Source organism: Paraburkholderia sp. J69-1, assembly GCF_905220255.1.
Classification (GTDB): Bacteria; Pseudomonadota; Gammaproteobacteria; order Burkholderiales; family Burkholderiaceae; genus Paraburkholderia.
The window spans coordinates 127,148-151,220 of the sequence record NZ_CAJMZG010000018.1 but is presented as its reverse complement, the minus strand read 5'-3'; the positions used below and the strand labels follow the sequence as shown (position 1 = coordinate 151,220).

Here is a 24,073-nt window from a genome sequence, read left to right as displayed (position 1 = left end):
CCGGCTACAAGATAGCCGGGCAAAAAAAAGCGGCATGTCATGCATGCCGCTTCCGGTGTCCCGATCCGCGCGGGAGGCCGAACCGCCCTCGCCGCGCAGATCTTTACGCGCCTTAGTTAGGCAGCGCGTAAGCGATCACGTAGTCGCCCAGCTTGGTGCCGAACGAACCGTGGCCACCCGCTGCGATCACGACGTACTGCTTGCCGTTGACCGAGTAGCTCATCGGCGTAGCCTGGCCGCCTGCCGGCAGGCGGGCTTCCCAGAGCTGCTTGCCGTTGTTCACGTCGAACGCGCGGATATAGTTGTCCGCCGTTGCGCCGATGAACGCCACGCCGCCAGCCGTCACCATCGGGCCGCCGAGCATCGGCATACCCATCTTGAACGGCAGCGGGATCGGCGAGCTGTCACGCACCGTACCGATACGCTTCTTCCAGACGATTTCGTTGGTCTTCAGGTCGACCGCCGAGATGTAGCCCCACGCCGGCTGCTTGCACGGCAGGCCGAACGGCGAGAGGAACGGGTTCAGCGTCACACCGAACGGCACGCCGTACTGCGGCTGGATGCCCGATTCCGTACCGCTGCCCTTGGCGCCTGCTTCCGGTTCCTGCGGATTGCCAGGACCACGCGGGATCAGACGCGAAACGAACGGCAGTGCGATCGGGTTGGCGATGGCGATCTGACGATCGGTGTCGAGCGCAATACCGCCCCACTCGAACATGCCCAGATTGCCCGGGAACACCAGCGTGCCTTGCAGCGACGGCGGCGTGAAGGTGCCTTCATAACGCAGCTTGTGGAACATCACGCGGCAGACCAGCTGGTCGTACATCGTCGCGCCCCACATGTCCTTGTCGGTCAGCAGGTTCTTCGGACGGAACGTCAGTTCCGAGAACGGCTGCGTCGGCGAGGTGCGGTCGCCCGGCGCCGCGCCTTGCGGAACCGGCAGTTCCGGTGCGGGCACGACGGTTTCGCCGGTGCGGCGGTCGAGCACGAACAGGTTGCCGGTCTTGGCCGGTGCGTACACGACCGGCACGGTCTTGCCGTCCTTGGTCGTGATGTCGGCGAGCGTCGGCTGCGACGGCATATCCATGTCCCAGAGGTCATGGTGAGCGGTCTGGTAGAACCAGGCCAGCTTGCCCGTCGAGGCGTGCAGTGCGAGCAGGCCGCTTGCAAAGCGCTCCATCTCCGGCGTACGGTCGCCGCCCCAGATGTCCGGGGTGCGCACGCCCATCGGCAGATAGACGATGTCGAGCTTCGAGTCGTAGGCAGCAGGCGCCCACGAGTTCGGCGAGTTCCACGTGTAGTGCTCGCCCGGGCCCGGGATGTGGTTCGGGTCCTTCGCACCCGGATCGAATGCCCACAGGAGCTGGCCCGTGCGCACGTCGAAACCGCGGATCACGCCCGACGGTTCGCGGTTCGAGAAGTTGTCTTCCACCGCGCCCGCGACGACGATCACCTTGTCGGTGATGATCGGCGGCGACGTCGGCTCGTACATGCCCGCCGTCGTGACCGGCATGGCGTGCTGCAGATCGAGATCGCCGTTGTTGGCGAAGCCCGCGCAGCGCTCCCCCGTCAGCGCGTCGAGCGCGTACAGGTGGCCGTCGTTGACCGGCAGATAGATACGACGCGAGCAGGCGCCCGTCACCGGAGCGGCAGCGGCGGTCGCCGCGTCGCTGGCCGGTGCAGCAGCCGTTGCGGCGCTTGCAGCCGCATCGCTGGCAGCCGCTTGCGGTGCCGAAGCGGCAGCGTCCGAAGCCGCCGCCGTAGCAGCCGTAGCAGCCGTAGCAGCCGTTGCCGCATCGCTAGCCGCAGCAGCGGGAGCCGCCGTCGACAGATCGACGTACGACACACCGCGGCAGGTCACGTGCTGGAACGACGGATCGGCCTTGAGCTTCGGATCGAAGGTCCACTTGAGCGTGCCGCTCTGCGCGTCGAGCGCGAAGAGTTTCTGGTGCGGCGAGCACAGGTAGAGCAGATTGCCGATCTTGATCGGCGTGACTTCGTTGGTGATTTCGACCGGATCATTCGGGCCTTTCAGGTCGCCCGTGCGGAACGTCCAGGCCACCTGCAGGTTCTTCACGTTATCCGGCGTGATCTGCTGCAGCGGCGCGTAGCGCGTGCCTTCCTGGGTACGGCCGTATGCGGGCCAGTCCGAGGCATCGACGCCATTCGGGTTAGCCGCGAGCGAACCCGTCGACGCATTGAGCGTGCCGTTGACCGATTGCGGATCGTTGAAGCAGGCGTACACGAGCACGCCGGCCCAGATCACGAGCGCGCCAACCAGCGTCTGCACGCCCAGCTTGCGTGGCGCTTCGAGGCGCCAGCTCACGAGCAGCAGCAGCCACACGCCGAACACGACCAGAACGCCCGAGCGCGGTGCGAGCGCCCAGAAGTCGGGACCCGACTCCCACAGCGACCAGATCGCGGTTCCCACGAGCACGAGCGCGTAGAGCACGAGCGCGGTGGGACGACGGCGATACAGCAGCCACGTCACGGCCAGCAGCAGCACGCCGGCCACGACGTAATACGCCGAACCGCCGAGCGACAGCAGGTACGCACCGCCTATCAGCAGATAGAGCGAGGTGAGCGCGATAAATAGTAAGGTGATGACGCCGATGAACCCCGGCGATGTTGATTCTCTGGATCTTGACATGATGATCTCAACCTTCTTTTGAGGACGCCGCCAACATCGCCTGTCACACGATGCCTGCGGCGAGGCGCGCCAGCGCGAACGCCGGCGAGTCGTCCAGCCACTCCGCTACGCCCGGAGTGGCCAGCTGTGCGGAAAACGCTCCGCGAAAAGCCTGATGCTTTTAGAAGACGTGCATCATCCCGACGTAGGCGCCGGTCTGCGACTCGCCCACATTCGGGCTGGTCGGCGAGCTCGAGTCACGCGAGGTCGCGAACACCGAGAAGTTGCCGTTCTTGCTGTTGTCCACATAAGCGACCGTGCCGTACAGGAAGGTGCGCTTGCTGATGTTATAGGTCGTGCCGAGCGCGTAGAGCATGGCGTGGCTGCCCGGATCATGCGATGCGTCGCCGCTGCCTTCGCCCACGTGGATGTAGAAACCCGCCGCGGTGACGGCCCACTTCGGCGTCGCCTGGTAGGTCGCGCCCATCCAGTAGTGATCGGCGCTGTCGGCCACGCCTACCGGCGAATCCGGTGCCGCGTAGTGCGTGTAGGCCGCCTGGAACTTCCACTTGTCCATGCGCAGGTTGCCACCCACGAAGTATTCGCGCGACGAGCTGAAGATGTTCGAGAAGCGGCCGTTGGAGTCGCGCAGTTCGTCGTAGATGCCGCGCACGTCGAACAGTTGCGAGTGGTACGTCAGCATGACGCCGTCCGAGCGGCCAAAGTCGCCATCGGCGCCATTGTTGAAGCCGCTCGTCTGGTTGCCGAAAGCGTACTGGCCTTGCACGTCGAAACCGTGCCACACGGGGCTGTGATATTCGACGTTATTGCTGGTCTGCTGCCAGTTGCGGCCGCGCACGAGCGAAGCCGACGACACCGCCTGCTGCACGAACGGGTCGAATTCCCAGACACCGTCGCTGTCGATGAAGAGATTGCGCCCGGCCTGGATTTGCCCCCACGTATCATTCTTCAGACCGACATACGCGCGACGCGAGAACAGCTTGCCGCCGCCCGACGTGCCGTTCATGATCTGCAGCGCGGTTTCGAGGTCGAACAGCGCGGTGGTGCCGCCGCCCAGATCCTCGGTGCCCTTCATGCCGAGCATGCTGGTGCCCCAGTCGCCGCCTTCCGCGCTCCAGCGGCTCGACGTGCCGCCGTTGCCATTGGCAATGTGATTCAGATATTCGATACCGCCGTCGACGCGGCCGTACAGTGTCACGCTCGATTGCGCCGAGGCAGCCGTGCTGGCTGCGAGCAGGACGATGGCGCCCAGTTGATTTTTCACGTCAGCTCCCAGGTGGATTTCTTTCTTTCGTTGTCCGTGCCAGCCGGGCCGCCTGGGACCCCTTGCCGGGTCCCGTCGCGCGCAAGAGCGCTGCGCAGTCCGTCGATGGCCAGTTGCGGGTGTCCTGTCGGGCCATCCCGAAAATAGCCGAGCCGAAAGCAAATTCACGGGGCGATGATCCCGCTCCGCTGGGGATGCTCCGCGCTATGCCCGGCGGCAACGCATTTTTCGATACTTCGATGCGAACCGGCCGAGCACATGACGCCTGAAAAATATAGCGCGTCATCTGGAATGGTGCTTTTTGACTGGTCGCAGCGGGGGCGGACTATAGCAGTCCGGAGCGAAATCTGCATCCAACTTTGCGCAATCCGGCAAAACCCGCACGGGGTAAAGCCGAATTACATTAGTGGCACTAGATAAGGTGACTCGATCGTGCTATTAGGCGCGATTTCCAGCCCTCCATCAGCGGCCGGAACAGGCGGCGAGCACGTTCCGTACCTTATTTATATTTCACTGTGCCGAGGGACGTGGCGCGCGTTCCGGCATCGATCAGGCGCATCGATCAAGCGTGTCGATCAAGTTGTACCGGCAACGATAAGGCGGGAAACACATGGGACAGTCAACTTCCTTCGCGGCGATCAAATGCCCATCAAGACCGTACCGCCCAAACCGTTGCGGGCGCGCTCGGCTGCCACCGCCAGGATGCAATCGACAAAATATTCGGCCGGCCGCGTGATCTGCGCTTCGGGCGGCGAGAACAGATACAACTGCAAGGAAGGCGGCCGCACCGGCAGTTTCAATTCGACGAACGCGCGACCCAGTTCCGCCGCCTCCAGCGTGTGGCGCGTCCAGGCGAACACGGCGTCGTTGTTGAGCGCCAGCCCGTAAAGCAGACCATACGAGGTGCAGCGCGTGATGCGCTGCGGCGGCTCCAGCCCTGCCTGCGTAAACATCGCGCGGATATTGGCGGGATAACTGTCGGTGACGTCGGTGTGAATCCACTCGGCGTCCTGCAGTTGCGCGAGCGATGTCGCGCTGGCGAACGCGCCATTGGCGCGCGTGACGAACACCGAATCGAAGGCGAACAGCGGCCGGATCGTGACCGCATCGTCGCCGGGACTGGTGGGAAAGGCCGCGAACGCCAGATCGAGCGTGCGGTTACTGAGGTTTTCGCGCAACTGGTTAAAGCCCAGTTCGCGAAACTCGACGGCCACCTGCGGCCAGTGCCGGCGGAAATTGCTGAAGGCTTCAGCCAGCCCCGCCGTGCCCGCGATCGGCGTCACGCCAATCACCAGTTTGCCGGTGCGCTGGCCTTTGAGATGCGCGAGGTCTTCTTCCGCGCGTTCGAGTTCGCGCACCACCGTGCGGGCGCGCTGCAGCAGCGCGGCGCCCTCGGCGGTCGGCACGACGCCCCAGGGATTACGCTCAAGCAGGCGCACGCCGCATTCGTCCTCGAGATCGCGCACCGCCTTGGTGATGGCGGGCTGGGTCACGTGCAGCCGCCGCGCCGCGCCGTTGATGCTGCCAGTCGCGGCGATTTCGACCAGCGCGCGCAGTTGATGGATTTTCATAATGCGGGAGATATTACCAGTGGTTATCGACATACGGATTTTTGCTTTTTTATTTTGACCGATCGTCCTTAGTCTGTTTCTCCAGAAGCCGTCGCCCGTACGGCCAGTCAAGAGAAACCAGACATGACGCAAGCCAACGCCATTCCGCACAGCCCTTCCCCCGCAACGGACGCCCCGCGCGCCGATCTCATCGAACGCCTGCGCGCGCAGCGCGCGCCTTTTGTGCAGATTCGCCACGACATCCACGCCCACCCCGAACTGGGTTTCGCCGAGACGCGCACTGCCACGCTGGTCGCCGAAAAGCTCGCCGAATGGGGCTATGAAGTGACGACGGGCGTGGGCGGCACGGGCGTGGTCGGGCGTATCAAGCGCGGGACGTCGGCGCTCGCCATCGGCCTGCGTGCCGACATGGACGCGCTGCCGATCCAGGAAAGCACCGGCCTGCCCTACGCCAGCACGGTCGCGCAGACCATGCACGCCTGCGGCCACGACGGCCACACGGCGACGCTGCTGGCCGCCGCGCATCACCTCGCCACCGAAGCCGATTTCGACGGCACGCTCAACGTGATCTTCCAGCCCGCCGAAGAAGGTCTGGGCGGCGCCTCGCGCATGATCGCCGAAGGCCTGTTCGAGCGCTTTCCCTGCGATCAGGTGTTCGCGCTGCACAACGCGCCGGGCCTGCCGGTCGGTCATTTCGCGGTGCGCCACGGCTGCATGCTGGCGTCGTCGGATACGGTGACGATCACCGTGACCGGACGCGGCGCGCACGGCGCGATGCCGCAACTGGGCTGCGACCCGGTCGTTGCGTCCGCAAGCATCGTGATGGCGCTGCAAAGCATCGTCGCGCGCAACGTGGAGCCGACGCGCGCCGCCGTGGTGACGGTCGGTGCGATCAACGCGGGCAAAGCCGGCAACGTGATTCCCGAAAGCGCCACGCTGCAGCTTTCCGTGCGCGCGCTCGACAGCGAAACGCGCAATCTGCTGGAAGCGCGTATTCGCAGCATCGCCGAACTTCAGGCGCAGTCTTACGGCGCGAGCGCCACCGTCGATTACAAGGCGATTTCGCGCCCGCTCGTCAACGAACAGAAGGCGACCGATCTGGCCATCGACGTCATGCACTCGCTGGTCGGCAAAAGCGGACTGACGATGATGCCCGACGCCGTGATGGGCAGCGAAGACTTCTCGTGGATGACCGAGAAGCTGCCCGGCTGCTACGTGCTGCTCGGCAACGGCGTGGGCAGCGTGGGCGGCTGCTCCGTCCACAACCCCGGCTACGACTTCAACGACGATGCGCTGCCTTATGGCGCGGCGTGGTTCGTCGCACTCGTGGAGCGCTACCTCCGCCAGGGCTGATCCACACGCTGCGCGCCCACTTCTCGCCTCGCGCGCCGCGCTCCCCGCAGTTTCTGACCAACCTAAAGAGTCTATAAATGTCAGCAAGCAGCATCACGCCTCACACTATTGCGCGAGCCGCGCGTCTGGTTGCGTGCGCAACCGTCATGGGCGGCGCTTCGATCGGCGCGCAGGCGCAGACTTCGAATCTGTTCCTCGAAGACTATTTTCAGGGCGTGCCTTACGCGACGACCGGCGCCTACTCGCCGGGCGTGCGTCTGTATGGCGCGATCGACCAGTCGATCGGCTTCACCAAGGGCGCGCAGACGGCGTTTGTGCAGCAAAGCGGCGGGGAATGGACGTCGAAGATCGGTCTGTACGGCGTGGAAGATCTGGGCGGCGGCTATCGCGTGCGCTTCGACCTGGAAAACGGTTTCAATGCGGCCAATGGTCAATTGGGCACGTCGAATACGATGTTTAATCGCGAGGCGTGGGTGAGCATCGGTTCGCAGAAAACCGGCGAACTGAAGTTCGGCTTGCAGGACGATGTGGGCGTGCCGCTCTTTATCGACGTGTTCGGCCAGGTGGGCACGGTCTCGACGGTCGCGTATCTGACGGCGTGGACCTACGACCTCGGCCCGGGCGCGAGCTTCGAAGCGAGCCGTCTGTCGAATGCGATCAGCTATTCGTCGCCGTGGTTCGGGCCGCTCAATGCGCAGGTGGCCCTGGCGCTGCACGACAACAGTTCCAGTGCGCCGACCATCGTCACACGCGCGGCCGCGCTGAATTACTTCGACGGCCATCTGTTCGGCACGCTCAGTTATATCGGCAATTACGGGCTCAATGCGCTGACTACCTCGCAGTATGTGCGCACCGATAACTTCGCCGCCGGTCTGCTTTATGACGCCGGACATTACGTGCTTTCGGCGGGCTACAGTTTTCTCGCGCCGCGCCTGGATGGCGACCGCGTGGCCTCGCTCTATACGCTGGGCGGGCTCTATCGCTATCAGCAGCGCAACGATTTTCGCGTGGAACTCGCGTATCGCGACGTGGCGGGCGCGGGTAGCCATTCGTATGGCGTGACGCTCGGCTATGACTACAACCTCTCGAAACGCACGGCTCTTTATGTGCGCGGAGCGCTGATTCACAACACGGGCACGACGCCCACGTATGGCCGCTATCCGACCCAGCAACCGACCGTCGACAGCATCAGCAACAGCTATACGGGCGCGAACGGCACCGAGATGTATCAGTCGCCGCATCTCGTGCTCGTGGGCATGTACCACAAGTTCTGACCAGTTCTGAACAACAGACCGAGGAGAGACAGGATGAGGATCACCGTGAATTCGCCCAAAACGTTGCGCTTTCTGGTTGCCGCGTTTTGCGTGGCTGGCGGCGCGGCCGGGCATGCGCAAGGCGGCAGCGATGCCAGCGCCGGGCCGGGCGCGCAACACGCCACGCCCGCCGTGGCGGCATCGTCCGGCGCGGATCGCGCGCTGGCCGCCAACGTGCGCCACGCGCTCAAGGCGGCGCGCAAACACGGCCTGAAATCGAGCTTTATTCGCGTGCGCGCGCATGACGGCGTGGTCACGCTTGCGGGCGTAATCGCCAGCGCGCAGCAGATCGAGCTGGCCACGTCGGTCGCGCAAGGCGTCAACGGCGTGCGCTCGGTCAACGCGGCCAAACTCGTGATTCGCGACGACGAAGGCATCAAGGGCAGTCAGTAAGTCTGCATTGCGCCGTGTTGTGTCGCGCGCGCAAGGCGGTACACGCCGCCTTGCGAACGCGTGGGCGCATCAAAAGCTCTATGGAAACCGGGGTATCCGCATGAACGTCGTACACGAACGCGCAGCAGCACAGGGCGCACCGCTCGCACGCACGAGCCGCACGAGCCGCACGAGCCGCACGATGGTGCTGGCCGCCGCGCTCGGCAACGGTCTGGAGTTCTTCGACTTCACCGTTTATAGCTTCTTTTCGGCGCTGATCGGCCAGTTGTTCTTTCCGGCGCACGATGCGCTTGCGTCGCTGATGATGTCGCTGGCGACCTTCGGCGTGGGCTTCGTGGTGCGTCCGCTGGGCGGCGTGCTGATCGGCGCTTATGCGGATCGTGCGGGACGCAAGCCCGCGTTGATTCTCACGGTGTTGCTGATGGCGCTGGGCACCGGCTTGATCGGGCTTGCGCCTACGTATGCGCAGATCGGCATGATTGCGCCCGCGTTGATCGTGCTCGGGCGTCTGCTGCAAGGGTTTTCGGCGGGCGGCGAAGTGGGCGCGGCCACTACGCTGCTGATGGAAGCGGGCCGCGAAGGCAAGCGTGGCGCGCTGGTGAGCTGGCAGATGGCGAGCCAGGGCGGCGCGGCGCTGGCGGGCGCGCTGATCGCGTTGCTGTTGTCGAAATCGCTTTCGCACGAGCAACTGGTTTCGTGGGGCTGGCGCGTGCCGTTTCTGATCGGCCTGGCCATCGGTCCGGTGGGATTCTTCCTGCGTGCGCGGCTGGACGATACCTTGCCTGCGCCTGTGCATTCACCGGCTCAGGCCGCGCATCACGCCAGGCCTGTGCAACGCAGGTTGCCGCTGCGCCTGATCGTGGCGGGCACGATGCTGGTGATCGGCGGCACGGGCACGATGTACACGATTGTGTTCTTTCTGCCGGCGTTTCTCGCGCTTACGCTGCATATGCCCCCTGCGGCTGCATCGGCAAGCGGTTGTGCTGCAGGGCTCGTGCTGCTGATTGGTTCGCCGTTCGCGGGCAAGCTGGCGGACCGTTTGCCGCGTCGCAAGCCGTTGCTGGCGATGGCTTCCGTGGTGTCGCTTGCCCTGCTCTTTCCTGCGTTCGCAGCGATTGCCGCGTGGCCGACGGTGGGCACCGTGCTGATCGTGGCGATCGTGTTGATCGGCTTGATGACGCTGACAAGCCCGGCGGGTTTCCTGATGATTCTCGAAGCGCTGCGCCCCGAAGTGCGCGCGACGTCGCTCGGCATTATCTATGCCGTTGGCGTGACGTTGTTTGGCGGCTTTGCGCAGCTTGCGGTGGGCGCGTTGTGGCGCGCGACCGGGAGTTTCTATGCGCCTGCGTGGTATGTGCTGGGGTGCGGGGTGGTGAGTTTGATTGGACTTGCGCTGTTTCAGGAAAAGGCGAACGACGCCCGCGAGTGAAACCGCTTTGCCGCGCCGCTCAACGCACCGTTCGCGCGCGGCTCGATGCCGAAACGGGACTGAGTTGCCTCACAGTCCCGGCTTCCTGATTGCGGAACAGTTCCAGCAGGTGCGCGACCGACACGCCCAGTACCGAGGCAATATCCCCCAAGGTCACGAGCGATGGATAAGCGCATCCGCGCTCGACCTTCGATAGAAATCCACTGGAAATACCGGCCGCGCACGCCGTTTCGCCCAGAGTGCGACCCAGCCGGTTCCGCAGGGCGCGGATTTCCCGACCTACTTCAAGCATTGACATAATTACCGTGCCCTCGAATGCATTTGTGCATGGGCGGGCAATGTAGGGCATGAAACTTATGTCGCGCTTAAGCGCCTGGTTTTTACGCGATCTGGAAAAGAAGAATGTTGCGTCAGCAACCGATCAGCCTTGGGAGCAAGACAGCCAGAAAAAGGGGCACTAATCAAAGCCTCAGGAACACGAAATGCGCCAATAAGCGGGTTTCAACCACCGGAGCGCATGACCATGTCTCATCGACTCAAAACAGGCGACCGCGTTACATGGAACACCCCGCAAGGGATGACGACAGGCACCGTAGTGCGCCGGATTATCCGCGATACGGAACTGGACGGTCATGCTGTCGCCGCATCGAAGGAAGACCCGCATTACGAGGTAGAGAGCGAAAAAAGCGGTGACCATGCTGTCCATCGCGGCGAGGCACTGGAAAAGGTGCACAAGCACTGACTTTCGCATGCATCTGGCGCGCCTGATCAGGCGCGCTGCTGCCGCTGCGCGAGTCACGATCAACTGCCCTACGCCGCCCTTCGCCGCCCTTCACCGCGCGTCGTGACGCGCATCCTGCTGGCTGGCCCGCGCGGCCTCTTCCATCGCGCGTGCGTTCTTTTTACTCTCGCGCGTATGAAATACCGGCAAACGCCAGCCGAAATACAGCGAAGCCAGCCGCAGCGTCACGCACCCCACCGTCGCCACCCACGGCGTCCAGAACGTCGACCAGTCCATGTAGGTCAGCCCGACCTGCAGCGCCGCGCCCAGCAGCGCCGCCGACGCATAAATCTCGCGTTCCAGAATAGCAGGCACGCGCGACAGCAGAATATCGCGCAGCACGCCACCGCCCACCGCGCTCACCATGCCGAGCACGATGGCGGTTTCCGCGCTATCGGTCCAGATCCACGCCTTCTGCGCGCCCGCCACGGCGAATAGCCCGAGGCCGATCGCATCGAAGAAAAGCACCGGATGGCGCAGCCGCCGTACCTGCGGATAAGCGAAGATCGTCATCACCGCCGCCACCACGGTCACGGCCATATACGCCCAGTTCGACAGCCCCGCCGGCGGAATCGCGCCGATGGAAACATCGCGCAGAATGCCGCCGCCGCACGCCACCATAAACGTGACGACGAGGATGCCGAACAGGTCCAGCCGACGCTGCCGCGCCGCCACTGCGCCCGAAATCGCAAACGCAAACGTGCCGATCAGATCGAGCGCCGTGTACGCCGTATGGGCGTTCATATGCGCGCTGACGTGCGCGCCCAAAGCCATGCTCACGCTGCCTCGCTGATGGGTTCGTCGAGCGCCGCGCCGAGGCTCAGCCATGCGCCCGCGGCACAGAGCATCGCTTCGAGACCGGTGCGCAACGTCGGGTCGATAACCGGCGCGAACAGCGGCGAATGATTGCTCGGCAATTGATTGATTTTCTTTTCCGCGCGCGCTTTTTCAAACACGGCACGTTCCGTCCCGCCAATAAACCAGAACGCGTACGGCACGCCCCATTCGCGGCCGAACACGCTGAAATCCTCGCTGGCTGCGGCTGGCTGCGTTTCATAGGCCTGGTCGCCGAAGCGCGCTTCGAATGCGGCACGCAGACGTTCCGTTGTGGCGTCGTCGTTGACGGTCAGCGGATAGCTGGAAAGCGTGGTGAATTCCGGTTCGCGCGGCGCGTTGGAGGCCGTGCATTCCGCGCAGCAGATGCGGCGGATCGCACCGAGCATGTATTCGCGCACGTCTTCGTCGTAGGTGCGCACGTTGAGCTTGAGCGTGGCATCGTCGGGAATGATGTTTTCCTTGGTGCCCGCCTGCAGGCTGCCGATCGTCAGCACGGCGCTGTCGCGAGGCGAAATCTCGCGCGAGACGATGGTCTGCAGACGCAGCGTCGTGGAAGCCGCCATGATGACCGGATCGATCGAGGTCTGCGGTTGCGAGCCGTGCGAACCGCGCCCGAACAGTTTGACCTTGAGGCTGTCGCCGGCCGAAAGAATCGTGCCGCTGCGATAGCCCACCGTGCCCGCCGCGCCCACCATCACGTGCTGGCCGAGAATCACGTCCGGCTTCGGAAAGCGCGTGATCATGCCGTCGTCGACCATGCTGCGCGCGCCGCGCCCCACTTCCTCGCCGGGCTGAAATACGGCCATCAGCGTGCCGCCCCATGCGCCGCGATGTTCGGCCATCAGACGCGCGGCGCCCAGCAGCCAGGTTACGTGCATATCGTGGCCGCAGCTATGCGCGACGCCCACCTGCACGCCGTCCTCGTCCTTCGCGACAACCTTGCTCGCATACGGCAGGCCAGTGGCTTCGGCCATCGGCAGCGCGTCCATGTCGGCGCGCAGCATCACGACCGGACCTTCGCCATTGCGCAGGATCGCCACCACGCCGGTCACGCCCACTTCTCGCGTGACTTCGTAGCCGAGCTTTTCCATATAGTCGGCGACGATTTTCGCGGTGCGGAATTCCTGCATCGAAAGTTCGGGATGCTCGTGCAGATCCTTATAGATCGTTTCGAGTTCGGGCAGCAGCGCGCCGACAAAAGGCGCAAGTGTTTCGATCAGATTAGCCATCGATAACTCCTGGAAAATGGGGGAACGCGCGAAGGCGCGATTCAGGTCGTGCGTTCAGGTCAGGCAGCGCCATCGAGCAAGCTGTCCGAAAGCTTTTCGAGCAGGCGGTCGAGCGTCTTGCGTTCGTTCGCGCTCAACGCGGCGGCCAGTTCGACTTCCAGCGCTTCGCCAACTCGCGCAGATGCCCGGGCGATCTCGACGCCTTCCGGCGTGCCGCTCAAGGCGATACTGCGACGGTCATCGGCATGGGTATCGCGAGCGATCAAACCGCGCGATTCCAGTTCGGCGAGCGTTTTCGACAGTAACGTTTTTTCGATCAGCGCGCGCTGAGAAACGGCTTTGGGCGTAATGCCCGCTTCCGCGCAGACGAGCCGCAACACGCGCAGCGCACGCACATCCAGGCTCCAGCGCTCGCGGTAAATCGCGTTGGCGCGCTCGCTGAGCAGCGCGCTCGCGAGATCGAGCCTGAAGGTGAGAAAACCGGGACGCCCTGGATGAGAACCTGAAGCCAAGCGCAAACTCCTGACGGTGATGCCGGGCGGCAGTCATGCACAACGCGTGCTGAACCCGGCGACGCATCGGAGTATAGACAACTAGTTGAAAATTTCAACTATTATTGGGATGGATGGCGGTGTTGGCGGAACGGCGCTCGGCATGCCTGCCAGGTATAATGAGATGCCGTTTTGGCACCCTTTCTCCACAGATCGATATCTCAGAGGTTGGAACATGGAGTTGCGCCATCTTCGCTATTTTGTAGCGGTCGCCGAAGAACGCAGCTTCACGCGCGCCGCGCAGCGCCTGCATATTGCGCAGCCGCCTTTGAGCCGGCAGATCCAGCAACTCGAAGAGATTCTGGGCGTGCAGCTTTTCGAGCGCAATTCGCGCCCGCTCAAGCTCACCGATACCGGGCGCTTTTTCTATCAGCACGCTTCGCAACTGCTTGCGCAAACCGCCGAGCTTGAATCGATGACGCGCCGCGTCGGCAAGATCGAGCGCAATCTTTCGGTGGGTTTTGTGGGCTCGACGCTTTACGGCATGCTGCCCAAGATCATCCGCCGCTATCGTCAGCAGCATGCCGAAGTCGAATTGAGCCTCAATGAAATGTCCACGATGGACCAGATCAAGGCGCTCAAGGAAGGCCGTATCGATGTGGGCTTCGGACGTATCCGGCTGGACGATCCGAGTGTGCGCCGCGTCGTGCTGCGCGAGGAACGCATGATCGTGGCGCTGCCGCAAGGCCACGTGCTGGGCGATAGCAAGACCGTGCTGTCGCTGCACGATCTGCTCAATGAAACGCTGATTATTTTCCCGAAGTCGCCACGCCCGAGTTACGCGGACCAGGTACTGGCCGCCTTTCACGACCGCGCGCTCAAACCCGCCCGCGTGCTGGAAACGCGTGAATTGCAGGTTGCGCTGGGGCTCGTCGCCGCGGGCGAAGGCATTTCGATCGTGCCGAAAAGCGTCTACGGCCTTAAACGCGACGATGTGGTCTACAAGGATCTGGACGACGCCAATCTGGTTTCGCCGATCATCATGAGCATGCGCATGCTCGACGAATCCGAGGATCTTCAGCGCATGCTGCAACTGATTTACGACCTCTACGACGAGCAAGGCATGGAATATCTCACGCCGACCGATCGGGAACCGCGTGCAAATAAAGGTTGATTGGGCGATTCAACCGACGATTCAACCCGTATCGCCGCCTGCGACCGGCAAGACCGATCCGGTGATATAGCTCGCTTCGTCGGAGGCGAGGAACAGGATCGGTGCAACCTGCTCGTCGATACTGCCATAGCGCTTGAAAAAGGTTGATTCGGTAACCTGATTAACCGCCTCGTTCATCCACGCCTTTTCCTGATCGGTATCGCCCGCGGCATTGCGCGGCACGCGGCGCGCCGGTGCACTGGTGCCGCCCGGCGCGGTCGCCACCACGCGGATATTCTGGTCCGCGTATTCCATCGCCAGCGCCTGCGTAATAGCGTTCACGCCGCCTTTTGCCGCCGAATACGGCACGCGTCGAATGCCGCGCGTGGCATTCGACGAGATATTGACGATCGTGCCGCCGCCGCGCTTGAGCAAATGCGGCAACACAGCATGGCAGGTATAGAGAGTCGGCATGAGCGAGCGGCGAATTTCCGCATCGATCTGCGCGGGCTCGAATTCCGCGAACGGACGCATGCGGATCGCGCCGCCCACACCGTTGATCAGAATATCGATGCCGCCGAATTTTTCCGCCGCGAAAGCCATCGTATCGCGCGCGCCTTCGTAGGTTTCGAGATCCGCGACAAAACCCGCCGTGTGATCACCGTCTGCTTCCGCCGCGACTTCAGCAACGAAATCCGCGCGATCGACGAATACCACCTTGCCGCCCTCCGCGGCGGCGCGCAGCGCCACGCCGCGCCCGATGCCCTGGGCCGCGCCCGTCACGACCACGACCTTGCCTGAGAAACGTTGCATGTTCATGCCGCCTTCGGAAGGACGTTGGGAGTGAACTTCTCGTAGTGGAAGCTATTGGGCTTCACGCCGTTATCGTCGAAATGCTTGCGCACTGCGTCGACCATCGGCGGCGGGCCGCACAGATAGACATCCACGTTGCCGTCATTGAGTGCATCGGCGGGAATATGCTGCGTGACCCAGCCTTTACGCGGATGATTCGACGCTTCGTCCGCCACGACGGTGCTGAAACTGAAATTCGCCAGTTTCGACGTATAGACTTCGATCGCTTCGACCTGCACGAGATCGAGATCGCGCGTCACGCCGTAAATCAGATGAATCTTCTGCTGCGAATTCGCACGCGCGAGTACTTCGAGCATCGAAAGGAACGGCGCGAGGCCCGTGCCGCCCGCGAGGAACAACAGCGGACGCTGCACATCGCGCAGATAGAAGCTGCCGAGCGGCCCGATCAGTTCGAGCTTGTCGCCGGGCTTGGCGGCTTGGAGCCACGTGCTCATCACGCCGCCGGGAATCTTCTTGATCAGGAAGCTGAGCTTCGAATCGCCCGGTGCCGAAGAAAACGAATACGAGCGATGCTGACCGCTGCCCGGCACGTTGATATTCACATACTGGCCAGGCAGAAACACCGGCGCATTCGCATCGACATCCAGTTCGAGCACGACGGCTGCATCGTTATGCAATTCGATCTTCGTCACGGTTGCGGCGCATTGGCTCTGCCCCGTCTTGCACACCGCCGACGATGCCGGCACCGCAATCACGCAATCGCTTTGCGGCACCATCTGGCACGTGAGCACGAGGCCGCCTTCTTTTTCGTCGTCGCTCAGCGCATCTTCGATATAGTCGTCGCCAAGGTCATAGCTGCCGCTTTCGGCCTTGCATTTGCAGGTTCCGCACACGCCGTCGGAGCAATCCATCGGCAGATTGATGCGGGCGCGAAATGCCGCGTCGAGAACTTTCTCGCCGGCCTTGCATTCGATGAAGCGCGTCACGCCGTCTTCGAAATTCAGCGCAATATTGAAACTGGACATGGGGACCTCCTCCAACTACCTGATATTGATGCGTTCGACTTTCGGCACGCCTTACACGTGATAAACGTCGAGTACCTGCCGGATATAGTCGTTCTTCAGCACGATCTTCTTATAGGCAATCAACCACTGACCTTCGACCAGACGCAGCGTGACGAACATCGTGCCGTAGAAGAAGTCGGTCGTACGGTAACGATGGTTGAGCGTCTGGAAGTTGTAGCGCAGATCGACTTCGTTATCGCGCTCGGCCAGCACTTCGACGTTGTTGACGTTGTGGCTCGTGCGTGGCTCCGGCGTGGAAGCGCCGCTACGTTCGGTCTTGATGCGGAACACGCGGTCTTCCAGGCCGCCGCGATCCGGGTAATACATCAGCGAGATCTGGCTTTCGTGGTCGTCGGTGATCTGATCGTCGTCGTCCCAGGCCGGCATCCAGTAGGTGACGTCTTCCGCATAGCAGGTGAGCCATTCGTCCCACTGCCGATCGTCGAGCAGACGCGCCTCGCGATAAAGCACCGCGCAAAGGGTTTGGTAATCGAAGCTCATGCCACGGACTCCTTACGTTCTTTCTTCAGTGCGTCGCGCATGACTTCCACCCAGTATTCGTGCTGGCACACGAACAGGCCTTCGTCTTCGCTGCGCTCGCCCGAAATCAGCGGCTTCAGGCCCATCTTCTTCGCGTTGTCATCGGCGCCTTCGACCCACAGCGGTGCGCCGCGCGAGAGGTCGTTCCACATCGCCGTGATACCGGCGTAGCCGTTCTGGCAGGCGCGGAATTCTTCCAGATCGTCGGCCGTGCCCATGCCCGAGACGTTAAAGAAGTCTTCGTACTGGCGAATGCGCGTGGCGCGATCGGTTGCGCTCTCGCCCTTCGGCGCGAAGCAGAAAATCGACACTTCGGTTTTATCGACGCTGATCGGACGCACCACGCGAATCTGCGTGCTGAACTGGTCCATCAGGAAGACGTTCGGGTACACGCACAGGTTGCGTGTCTGGTTCACGATGAAGTCGGCTGCCACCTCGCCCACGCGCGCCTTGATTTCGTCGCGCTGCTGATAGACGGGGCGCACTTCCGGGTTCATGGTCTGGGTCCAGAGCAGAATATGGCCGTGTTCGAAGCCATAAACGCCCGCCACCGACTTGCTCCAGCTATTCGCGTCAACGGCCTTGGTGCCCTCTTCCTTGCGGCGGCCCATCGTGGCGGCGTAATTCCAGTGCACGGTGCTGACGTGATAGCCGTCGCAACCGTTTTCCATCTGCATTTTCCAGTTGCCCTCGTACACATACGAGGAGTTGCCGCGCAACACTTCGAGGCCGCCGGGCGCCTGATCGACGATCTGGTCGATAATCACGCGCGCTTCGCCCAGATACTCTTCGAGCGGCATGACATCCGCATTCAGGCTGCCGAACAGAAAGCCGCGATAGTTCTGAAAACGCGCGACTTTCTTCAGATCGTGCGAGCCGTGCGTATTGAACTGCACCGGATATTCAGTGGTCTTCTCGTCCTTCACCTTGAGCAGCTTGCCGGTGTTCGAGAAAGTCCAACCGTGGAACGGGCACGTAAAACTGCCTTTATTGCCGTGCTTGCGGCGACAGAGCATTGCACCTTTGTGCGCGCAGGCATTGATGACGGCATTCAGTTCGCCAGTCTTGTCACGCGTAATGACGATGGGCTGACGACCAATCCACGTGGTGTAGTAATCGTTGTTATTCGGAATCTGGCTTTCGTGTGCCAGATAAACCCAATTGCTCTCAAAGATGTGTTTCATCTCGAGATCGAACAATTCGGTATTGGTGAAGATATCGCGACGGCAACGGAAAATACCGGCTTGCCTGTCGTCCTGCACGGCGGTAGCCAGCAGGTTATCGAGGTCGTTGGATTGGTCGATGATGGCGGACATGTTTCCTCTCCCTATGCGTACACCGATCCCTGCACGGGAAGCATGCATCGGTGGCGAATGGGTTCTCGCGGGGGAATCGGTGGGCGGCAGCGCGGTGCGGCTGCCGCCGTACTGGACGCTTAGGCTTCTACGGTGGCGCTTGCCGCAGCGCGCGGGCGCTGGACGATCTGGTTGTCGCGGCCTTGCAGCAGCGGCGTCAGAACGACATCGAATTCGATGTGCTTGTACGCGTCGGCTTTCAGGCCCAATGCTGCACCGCCGGTTTTCTCGACGACGTGCGGAATGAGTTCTTCGCGCGTGGCATAAGCGAAGTCATCCCAGATCAGCGGATCGCCTTCGATATTGAATTGCGTGGTGAGTTTGCGGTGATCGCCGCTCGAGATAAAGAAGTGTACGTGCGCCGGACGGTTGCCGTGGCGGCCCAGACCGTCGAGCAGCTGCTGCGTGGCGCCGTGCGGCGGGCAGCCATAACCCACGGGCATGAGCGTGCGGAATTCGTACACGCCGTCTGCGCCCGTTTTCACTGCGCCGCGCAGATTGAAATCTGTTTGCGCGCCGGTCGGGTCGAAGTGCGAATAGAAGCCATTGGAGTTGGCGTGCCAGCATTCGACTACGGCGTTGGCGATAGCCTTGCCGTCCGTGCCTTTGACCGTGCCGCGAATGATCAGCGGGCCTGCGTTTGCATCTTCGTCGAAGTCGATCTTCGCCACGCCGTCGCGCACCGGCGCGCCGGCCACATAGAGCGGGCCTTCGATCGTGCGCGGCGTGCCGCCGTCCAGGCCGGTTGCCTTGTCTTCCGCATCCATGCGCACGTCGAGGTATTTTTCCAGACCGAGACCTGCTGCAAGCAGCGCCGCTTCGCCGTCCTGACCGAGCTTGTTCAGATAGTTCACACCGGCCCACACTTCATCGGGCGTAATGTCGAGCTCGTCGATGGCCTTGAACAGATCGCCCAGCAGACGATGAATGATTTGCTGGAAACGCGCGTTGCCGGTATTGCCGTTGAGATTCGCAGCGGCTTTCAGCAGCTCCTGCACTTCCTTCGTATCAAATACTTTGACGCTCATGATTAGTGTCTCCACACTTGTATTTTGGGGAACAGCGGCCTGAATGACTCTGCTGCAATCAGGCGTCGTCGTCGCGGATCGACGACGGGTGGCGACACAGCGGCGTCACCGAAATCTTCATATACGGGAACAGCGGCAAGGCAGTGAGAATGTCGTGCAGTTCCGCGTTGCCTTCCACATCGAAAATACTGTAATTCGCGTACTCGCCGACCACGCGCCAGATATGGCGCCACTTGCCGCTGCGTTGCAGTTCCTGCGAATAGGCCTTTTCACGTGCCTTGATTTCATTGGCGACCTCGGCGGGCAGATCGGCCGGGATGTTCACATCCATACGTACCTGGAAAAGCATCGTCTCCGTCCTTCTAATAACCTGAAATTAGCGGGTAGTCTTGATGAGTCCGTTGCGGGTGAAGCGCTCGACTTTCGCTTCGTCGAGTTCGATCCCCAGACCCGGACCGGATGGCACGGTCAGTGCAAAATCGCTGTAATCGAGCGGCTTCGTCAGAATCTCTTCGGTGATCAGCAGCGGACCGAACAATTCGGTGCCCCATTGCAGATTGGCGAAACTCGCAAACAGATGCGCCGAAGCCACCGTGCTGAACGCGCCTTCCAGCATCGTGCCGCCATAGAGTTCGATACCCGCGGCGTCTGCGATTGCGGCCACGCGTTGCGCGGCAAACAGGCCGCCGCTCTGCTCGATCTTGATGGCAAAGACATCGGCGCCATTGTTCTTTGCAATGTCGAATGCGCTTTCCGGGCCCTGGAGGATTTCGTCGGCCATCAGCGCGACCGGGAAGCGGCGCATCAAACGCGCCAGCGCAGCAGCGGAGGCAACCGGTTGCTCGACCAGTTCGCAGCCCGCATCGGCCAGTGCGGGAATCGCCCACGCGGCCTGCGTTTCGCTCCACGCCATATTCACGTCGACGCGCACGGCAGCGCGATCGCCCACGGCCTTCTTGATTTCGGCCACGTGTTTGATATCGGTTTCAAGCGGCTTCGCGCCAATCTTCAGCTTGAAGACGTTGTGGCGGCGCACTTCGAGCATATGTTCGGCTTCGGCGATGTCCTTTGCCGTGTCTCCCGACGCAAGCGTCCAGGCAACCAGCACGCGATCGCGGCGGCGACCGCCCAGCAACTCGCTCACGGGCACGCCAAGGCGCTTGCCTTGTGCATCAAGCAGCGCGGTTTCAATCGCGCTCTTCGAAAAATGATTGACCTTCACCAGCTTGCCCAGATGCGCCATCAACGCCTGAATGCGCGTGGCGTCCTGGCCGATCATGGCCGGCGCGAAGTACGTGTCGATCGCCACCTTCATCGCTTCCGGGCTTTCGGGGCCGTAGGCCATGCCCGCGATCGTGGTGCCTTCGCCGATGCCGATCACGCCATCGCTGCAAAATACCTTCACGAGCATCAAGGTTTGCCCATACATCGTTGCAACCGAAAGCTTGTGAGGACGGATCGTGGGCAGATCGACCAGGCGGGTTTCGATGCGTTCAATCGTCACTGGGGTCATGGCTGGCGTGGCGTGCGTGGAGTTCATGGAATGGATTTATACGCCCCGCCTGGATAGAGCGTCCAATACTTTTAAACACCGGTTTCCATACCTTTAGGGTATGGAGTTCCCGTGACGAGGCGCGAATACTGCGATGCACCATACCTCGCTGGAATTATTTTCGGTGCCAGGCGCAAACGAAAAACGCCGCTCGTTTGGGGAGCGGCGTCATCGGAAAATGCGCTTCTAAAGGATTGGGAAATTCACCGCAAAGCAGCGCTTGCCCCTGCTTCGACGCGGCGGCGATAAGCCGTATCGCGCGTGGCCAGCCAGTAATAGAGCGGCGACGTCAGCAGCAATCCAATCAGCCAGGAAAGATCGGCGCCGTCCAGATATTTGGGTACTGGCCCCGTGTACATCGGCGTATTCATGAACGGGATCTGCACTGCAATACCGACGGCATAGGCGATCAGCGCCTGCGGATTGAATCGGCCGTAAATGCCGCCATCGGCTTTGAATATCGATGCGATGTCGTATTTGCCTTTGTGCACGACATAAAAATCGATCAAGTTGATTGCCGTCCACGGCACCAGCACTACAAGCAAAGCCAGCACGAGATCGACGAGATTGCCGACGAAATTCGTCGATGCGCCAATCGCTGCGTAGCAGCACGATGCTAGAATCACCACCGAAAATACCGCGCGGGCATTAGCCGTGGGAATCCAGCGGCTCGCAAAGGTCTGCACGGACGTGATGGTCGCGAGCACAGCGCCATAGAGATTCAGCGCGTTATGGCTGATCACGCTGAGCAGAAACAGCACCAGCATCGGCAGCCCGAGCGGGCCGGTCGCCAGTTTGACGGCGTCCATTGCGTCGGCACCCGGCGGCACGGCGAGCACCGCCACGGCGCCAAACACGAACGCGAGCGTGGAGCCGATCGTGCAACCGAGCCACGTCGCCCAGAACGTGGACGACACGCGCACGTTTTCCGGCAGATAGCGCGAATAGTCAGAAACATAAGGCGCGAATGCAATTTGCCACAGCGCCGAAAGCGATACCGTTGCGAGCCAGCCCGCGAAATTGAAGCCGCCGCGCGTGAGGAAATCGTCCGTGGACACGTGCGTGAAGATATAGCCAAAGCCGATGGCAATACCGATACCCAATACCCACGTGCCAATGCGGTTCAGAAAGTGGATGAAGCGATAACCAATAATGCCGATGAGCCCCGACCCCACTGCCCCAATCACAATCCCGACCGGTACAGAAATCGATGCCTGGATGCCGTGCAAGGACTTGCCGGCCAGCACGATATTCGATGCAAAAAAGCCCACGTACATCACGCCCGCAATCACCGTCACGAGCAGCGCGCCCCATGAACCGAACTGCGCACGGCTTTGAATCATCTGCGGAATGCCCATTTGCGGGCCCTGGGCCGAATGCAGCGCCATCAGCACGCCGCCCAACGCCTGCCCCAAGACGATCGCCACGATTCCCCAGAACAGATTCAGATGGAACATCTGCACGCCCAGCGCGCCGGTGACGATTGGCAGCGGCGCGATATTGCCGCCGAACCAGAGCGTAAAAAGATCGCGGACCTTGCCGTGACGATCTGCGGGCGGCACATAGCCAATAGTGTGTTTCTCGATCAATTGCGCGTTGCTGCTATCCGTACTGGCCACGATACTGTCTCCTGCCTGGTTTCAAGAACTAATTATTTCGGATTACTGATTCAATGCATCGCTTGCACTGCCTCTTTCCATCGAGCAGACTGGCCGCGTGCTCCGGTTGCGGCCAGTCCGATACGCCTTATCCGCGCAATTGAATCCAGGTGGTCTTCAATTGCGTGTACTTGTCGAACGAATGCAGCGAGAGATCGCGGCCGAAGCCCGATTGCCTGCCGCCGCCGAACGGCACCGTCACGTCCAGCGCATCGACGGTATTCACCGACACCGTGCCAGCCTTTAGCGCACGCGCCACGCGATGCGCGCGATTCAGGTTATCGGTCCACAGCGAAGCCGCCAAACCATACACGCTGTCGTTCGCGAGACGCAGCGCTTCTTCTTCGGTGTCGAACGTGCTGATCGCCAGCACGGGGCCGAATACTTCCTCGCGTGCGATCGGCATGTCGTTGTTCACACCGGCGAAGACGGTCGGCTCGACGAAATTGTCCGAGCCGTTGATGTTCAGACGCTTGCCGCCCTTGAGCAGGCGCGCGCCGTCAAGCTGGGCCTGATCGATGGCGCGCATGATGCGCGCGGTCTGCCCCGCATCGACGATGGCACCCGCGCGGCTGGCCGGATCGAGCGGATCGCCTGGCATCCAGTCGCGCGCCTTTGCAAGCAGGCGCTCGACAAACTCCTCCTGAATCGAGCGCTGCACATAAAGCCGCGAATTGGCCGAGCACACTTCGCCCTGATTGAAGAAGATGCCGAACGCGGCTTTTTCCGCGGCCAGATCGAGATCGGCGCAATCTTCGAAGATCAGATTCGGGCTCTTGCCGCCGCATTCGAGCCAGACCTGCTTGAGATTCGAATCGGCCGAATAGCGCATGAAGTATTTGCCGACTTCGGTCGAGCCGGTAAACACGAGGCAATCAACATCCGGATGCAGACCGAGCGCACGCCCGGCCTGCTCGCCCAGCCCCGGCACGACATTGAGCACGCCTTCGGGCAGGCCCGCTTCCAGCGCGAGTTCGGCGAGGCGCAGCGCGGAAAACGGCGATTGCTCCGCGGGCTTGAGCACCACGCTATTGCCTGCGGCCAGCGCGGGTGCGAGTTTCCACGCGGCCATGTCGAGCGGGAAATTCCACGGCACGACTGCCGCGACCACGCCCAGCGCTTCGCGCGTGATCGTCGCGAACGCATTCGGCGCGGTGGGCGCGACCTGGTCATAGAGTTTGTCGAGTGATTCGCCGTACCACGCAAACACATGGGCCGCGCCCGGCACATCGATATTCCACGCATCGGCGACTGGCTTGCCCATATTGAGCGAATCGAGCAATGCCAGTTCCTCGCGATTGGCGAGCATCAATTCGGCCAGGCGCAGCAGCACTTTCTTGCGCTCGACCGCTGGCGCGCGCGACCACGTGCCCTTGTCGAAGGCTTCGCGTGCGGCACGCACGGCCAGATTGACATCTGCCGTATCGCAGGCGGCCACGCGCGCCAACAGGCGGTTCGTGGCCGGATTGACGGCGTCGAACGTCGCACCGGACAGCGCGGCCACGCGCCGCCCGCCAATCAGGGCCTGGTCGATGAACACCTGCTCCGCAGCGCGACGCTGCCAGTAGCCGAGATCAAACATGCGGGTCTCCAGAGGGG

22 protein-coding genes are annotated in these 24,073 nt (G+C 62.2%); 6 read left to right on the top strand and 16 right to left on the bottom strand.

The window, feature by feature from the left end; genetic code table 11:
- Positions 1-112 precede the first annotated feature (112 nt).
- From U5A67_RS28660 to U5A67_RS28650, 3 genes are all read right to left on the bottom strand, one after another.
- Positions 113-2,650, bottom strand: a complete 2,538-nt coding sequence (locus tag U5A67_RS28660) for a glucose/quinate/shikimate family membrane-bound PQQ-dependent dehydrogenase (RefSeq protein WP_321816925.1) — start codon at positions 2,648-2,650, stop codon at positions 113-115.
- A gap of 160 nt (positions 2,651-2,810) precedes the next feature.
- The gene (locus tag U5A67_RS28655; RefSeq protein ID WP_321816924.1) at positions 2,811-3,914 is read right to left on the bottom strand and encodes a porin; all 1,104 of its coding nucleotides are present in this window, start codon (positions 3,912-3,914) and stop codon (positions 2,811-2,813) included.
- 638 nt (positions 3,915-4,552) lie between these two features.
- Positions 4,553-5,485 (bottom strand): LysR family transcriptional regulator, encoded by a 933-nt coding sequence (locus tag U5A67_RS28650; protein ID WP_321816923.1) that lies wholly within the window; start codon positions 5,483-5,485, stop codon positions 4,553-4,555.
- A gap of 123 nt (positions 5,486-5,608) precedes the next feature.
- On the opposite strand from U5A67_RS28650, the gene U5A67_RS28645 reads away from it, so the two are divergent.
- The 4 genes from U5A67_RS28645 to U5A67_RS28630 all read left to right on the top strand — a co-directional run bounded on the left by U5A67_RS28645 (position 5,609) and on the right by U5A67_RS28630 (position 9,973).
- The gene (locus U5A67_RS28645) at positions 5,609-6,838 is read left to right on the top strand and encodes a M20 aminoacylase family protein (protein WP_321816922.1); all 1,230 of its coding nucleotides are present in this window, start codon (positions 5,609-5,611) and stop codon (positions 6,836-6,838) included.
- 77 nt (positions 6,839-6,915) lie between these two features.
- A complete protein-coding gene (locus tag U5A67_RS28640) occupies positions 6,916-8,112 on the top strand; it encodes a porin (protein ID WP_205985215.1) in 1,197 nt (398 codons plus the stop codon).
- A 33-nt stretch (positions 8,113-8,145) separates the two neighbouring features.
- The gene (locus U5A67_RS28635) at positions 8,146-8,544 is read left to right on the top strand and encodes a BON domain-containing protein (protein WP_321816921.1); all 399 of its coding nucleotides are present in this window, start codon (positions 8,146-8,148) and stop codon (positions 8,542-8,544) included.
- 100 nt (positions 8,545-8,644) lie between these two features.
- Positions 8,645-9,973: an MFS transporter gene (locus U5A67_RS28630; RefSeq protein WP_321816920.1), complete on the top strand. Its 1,329-nt coding sequence runs from the start codon at positions 8,645-8,647 to the stop codon at positions 9,971-9,973.
- A gap of 19 nt (positions 9,974-9,992) precedes the next feature.
- On the opposite strand, the gene U5A67_RS28625 is transcribed toward U5A67_RS28630, so the two are convergent.
- Positions 9,993-10,322: a helix-turn-helix transcriptional regulator gene (locus tag U5A67_RS28625; RefSeq protein WP_321816919.1), complete on the bottom strand. Its 330-nt coding sequence runs from the start codon at positions 10,320-10,322 to the stop codon at positions 9,993-9,995.
- Between the two features lie 174 nt (positions 10,323-10,496).
- Between U5A67_RS28625 and U5A67_RS28620 the strand changes: the two genes are divergently transcribed.
- Positions 10,497-10,715, top strand: a complete 219-nt coding sequence (locus tag U5A67_RS28620) for a DUF2945 domain-containing protein (RefSeq protein ID WP_205985218.1) — start codon at positions 10,497-10,499, stop codon at positions 10,713-10,715.
- A gap of 90 nt (positions 10,716-10,805) precedes the next feature.
- On the opposite strand, the gene U5A67_RS28615 is transcribed toward U5A67_RS28620, so the two are convergent.
- The 3 genes from U5A67_RS28615 to U5A67_RS28605 are packed head-to-tail and all read right to left on the bottom strand — an operon-like array spanning position 10,806 to position 13,332.
- A complete protein-coding gene (locus tag U5A67_RS28615) occupies positions 10,806-11,498 on the bottom strand; it encodes a trimeric intracellular cation channel family protein (RefSeq protein ID WP_205985297.1) in 693 nt (230 codons plus the stop codon).
- 32 nt (positions 11,499-11,530) lie between these two features.
- A complete protein-coding gene (locus tag U5A67_RS28610) occupies positions 11,531-12,820 on the bottom strand; it encodes a M20 family metallopeptidase (protein ID WP_205985219.1) in 1,290 nt (429 codons plus the stop codon).
- Between the two features lie 59 nt (positions 12,821-12,879).
- A complete protein-coding gene (locus tag U5A67_RS28605) occupies positions 12,880-13,332 on the bottom strand; it encodes a MarR family winged helix-turn-helix transcriptional regulator (RefSeq protein WP_205985220.1) in 453 nt (150 codons plus the stop codon).
- Positions 13,333-13,546: 214 nt separating this feature from the next.
- On the opposite strand from U5A67_RS28605, the gene U5A67_RS28600 reads away from it, so the two are divergent.
- Positions 13,547-14,485, top strand: a complete 939-nt coding sequence (locus U5A67_RS28600) for a LysR family transcriptional regulator (RefSeq protein ID WP_205985221.1) — start codon at positions 13,547-13,549, stop codon at positions 14,483-14,485.
- A 21-nt stretch (positions 14,486-14,506) separates the two neighbouring features.
- Here U5A67_RS28600 and benD read toward each other — a convergent pair whose 3' ends face one another.
- The 9 genes from benD to U5A67_RS28555 all read right to left on the bottom strand — a co-directional run bounded on the left by benD (position 14,507) and on the right by U5A67_RS28555 (position 24,056).
- Positions 14,507-15,283: a benzoate diol dehydrogenase BenD gene (gene benD / locus U5A67_RS28595; protein WP_321816918.1), complete on the bottom strand. Its 777-nt coding sequence runs from the start codon at positions 15,281-15,283 to the stop codon at positions 14,507-14,509.
- Positions 15,280-16,302, bottom strand: a complete 1,023-nt coding sequence (gene benC / locus U5A67_RS28590; protein ID WP_321816917.1) for a benzoate 1,2-dioxygenase electron transfer component BenC — start codon at positions 16,300-16,302, stop codon at positions 15,280-15,282. The genes benD and benC overlap by 4 nt, the downstream gene beginning before the upstream one ends.
- A gap of 51 nt (positions 16,303-16,353) precedes the next feature.
- Positions 16,354-16,842: a benzoate 1,2-dioxygenase small subunit gene (benB, locus tag U5A67_RS28585; RefSeq protein ID WP_205985224.1), complete on the bottom strand. Its 489-nt coding sequence runs from the start codon at positions 16,840-16,842 to the stop codon at positions 16,354-16,356.
- Positions 16,839-18,197: a Rieske 2Fe-2S domain-containing protein gene (locus U5A67_RS28580; RefSeq protein WP_205985225.1), complete on the bottom strand. Its 1,359-nt coding sequence runs from the start codon at positions 18,195-18,197 to the stop codon at positions 16,839-16,841. Before U5A67_RS28580 ends, benB begins: the two co-directional genes overlap by 4 nt.
- Before the next feature lie 119 nt (positions 18,198-18,316).
- A complete protein-coding gene (catA, locus tag U5A67_RS28575) occupies positions 18,317-19,264 on the bottom strand; it encodes a catechol 1,2-dioxygenase (protein ID WP_321816916.1) in 948 nt (315 codons plus the stop codon).
- Positions 19,265-19,322: 58 nt separating this feature from the next.
- Positions 19,323-19,613, bottom strand: a complete 291-nt coding sequence (gene catC, locus U5A67_RS28570) for a muconolactone Delta-isomerase (protein WP_321816915.1) — start codon at positions 19,611-19,613, stop codon at positions 19,323-19,325.
- A 27-nt stretch (positions 19,614-19,640) separates the two neighbouring features.
- Positions 19,641-20,777, bottom strand: coding sequence for a muconate/chloromuconate family cycloisomerase (locus U5A67_RS28565; RefSeq protein WP_321816954.1), 1,137 nt, complete (start codon positions 20,775-20,777; stop codon positions 19,641-19,643).
- Between the two features lie 242 nt (positions 20,778-21,019).
- Positions 21,020-22,435, bottom strand: a complete 1,416-nt coding sequence (locus U5A67_RS28560) for a cytosine permease (RefSeq protein WP_321816914.1) — start codon at positions 22,433-22,435, stop codon at positions 21,020-21,022.
- Positions 22,436-22,562: 127 nt separating this feature from the next.
- Positions 22,563-24,056 (bottom strand): aldehyde dehydrogenase, encoded by a 1,494-nt coding sequence (locus tag U5A67_RS28555; RefSeq protein WP_321816913.1) that lies wholly within the window; start codon positions 24,054-24,056, stop codon positions 22,563-22,565.
- Positions 24,057-24,073 lie beyond the last annotated feature (17 nt).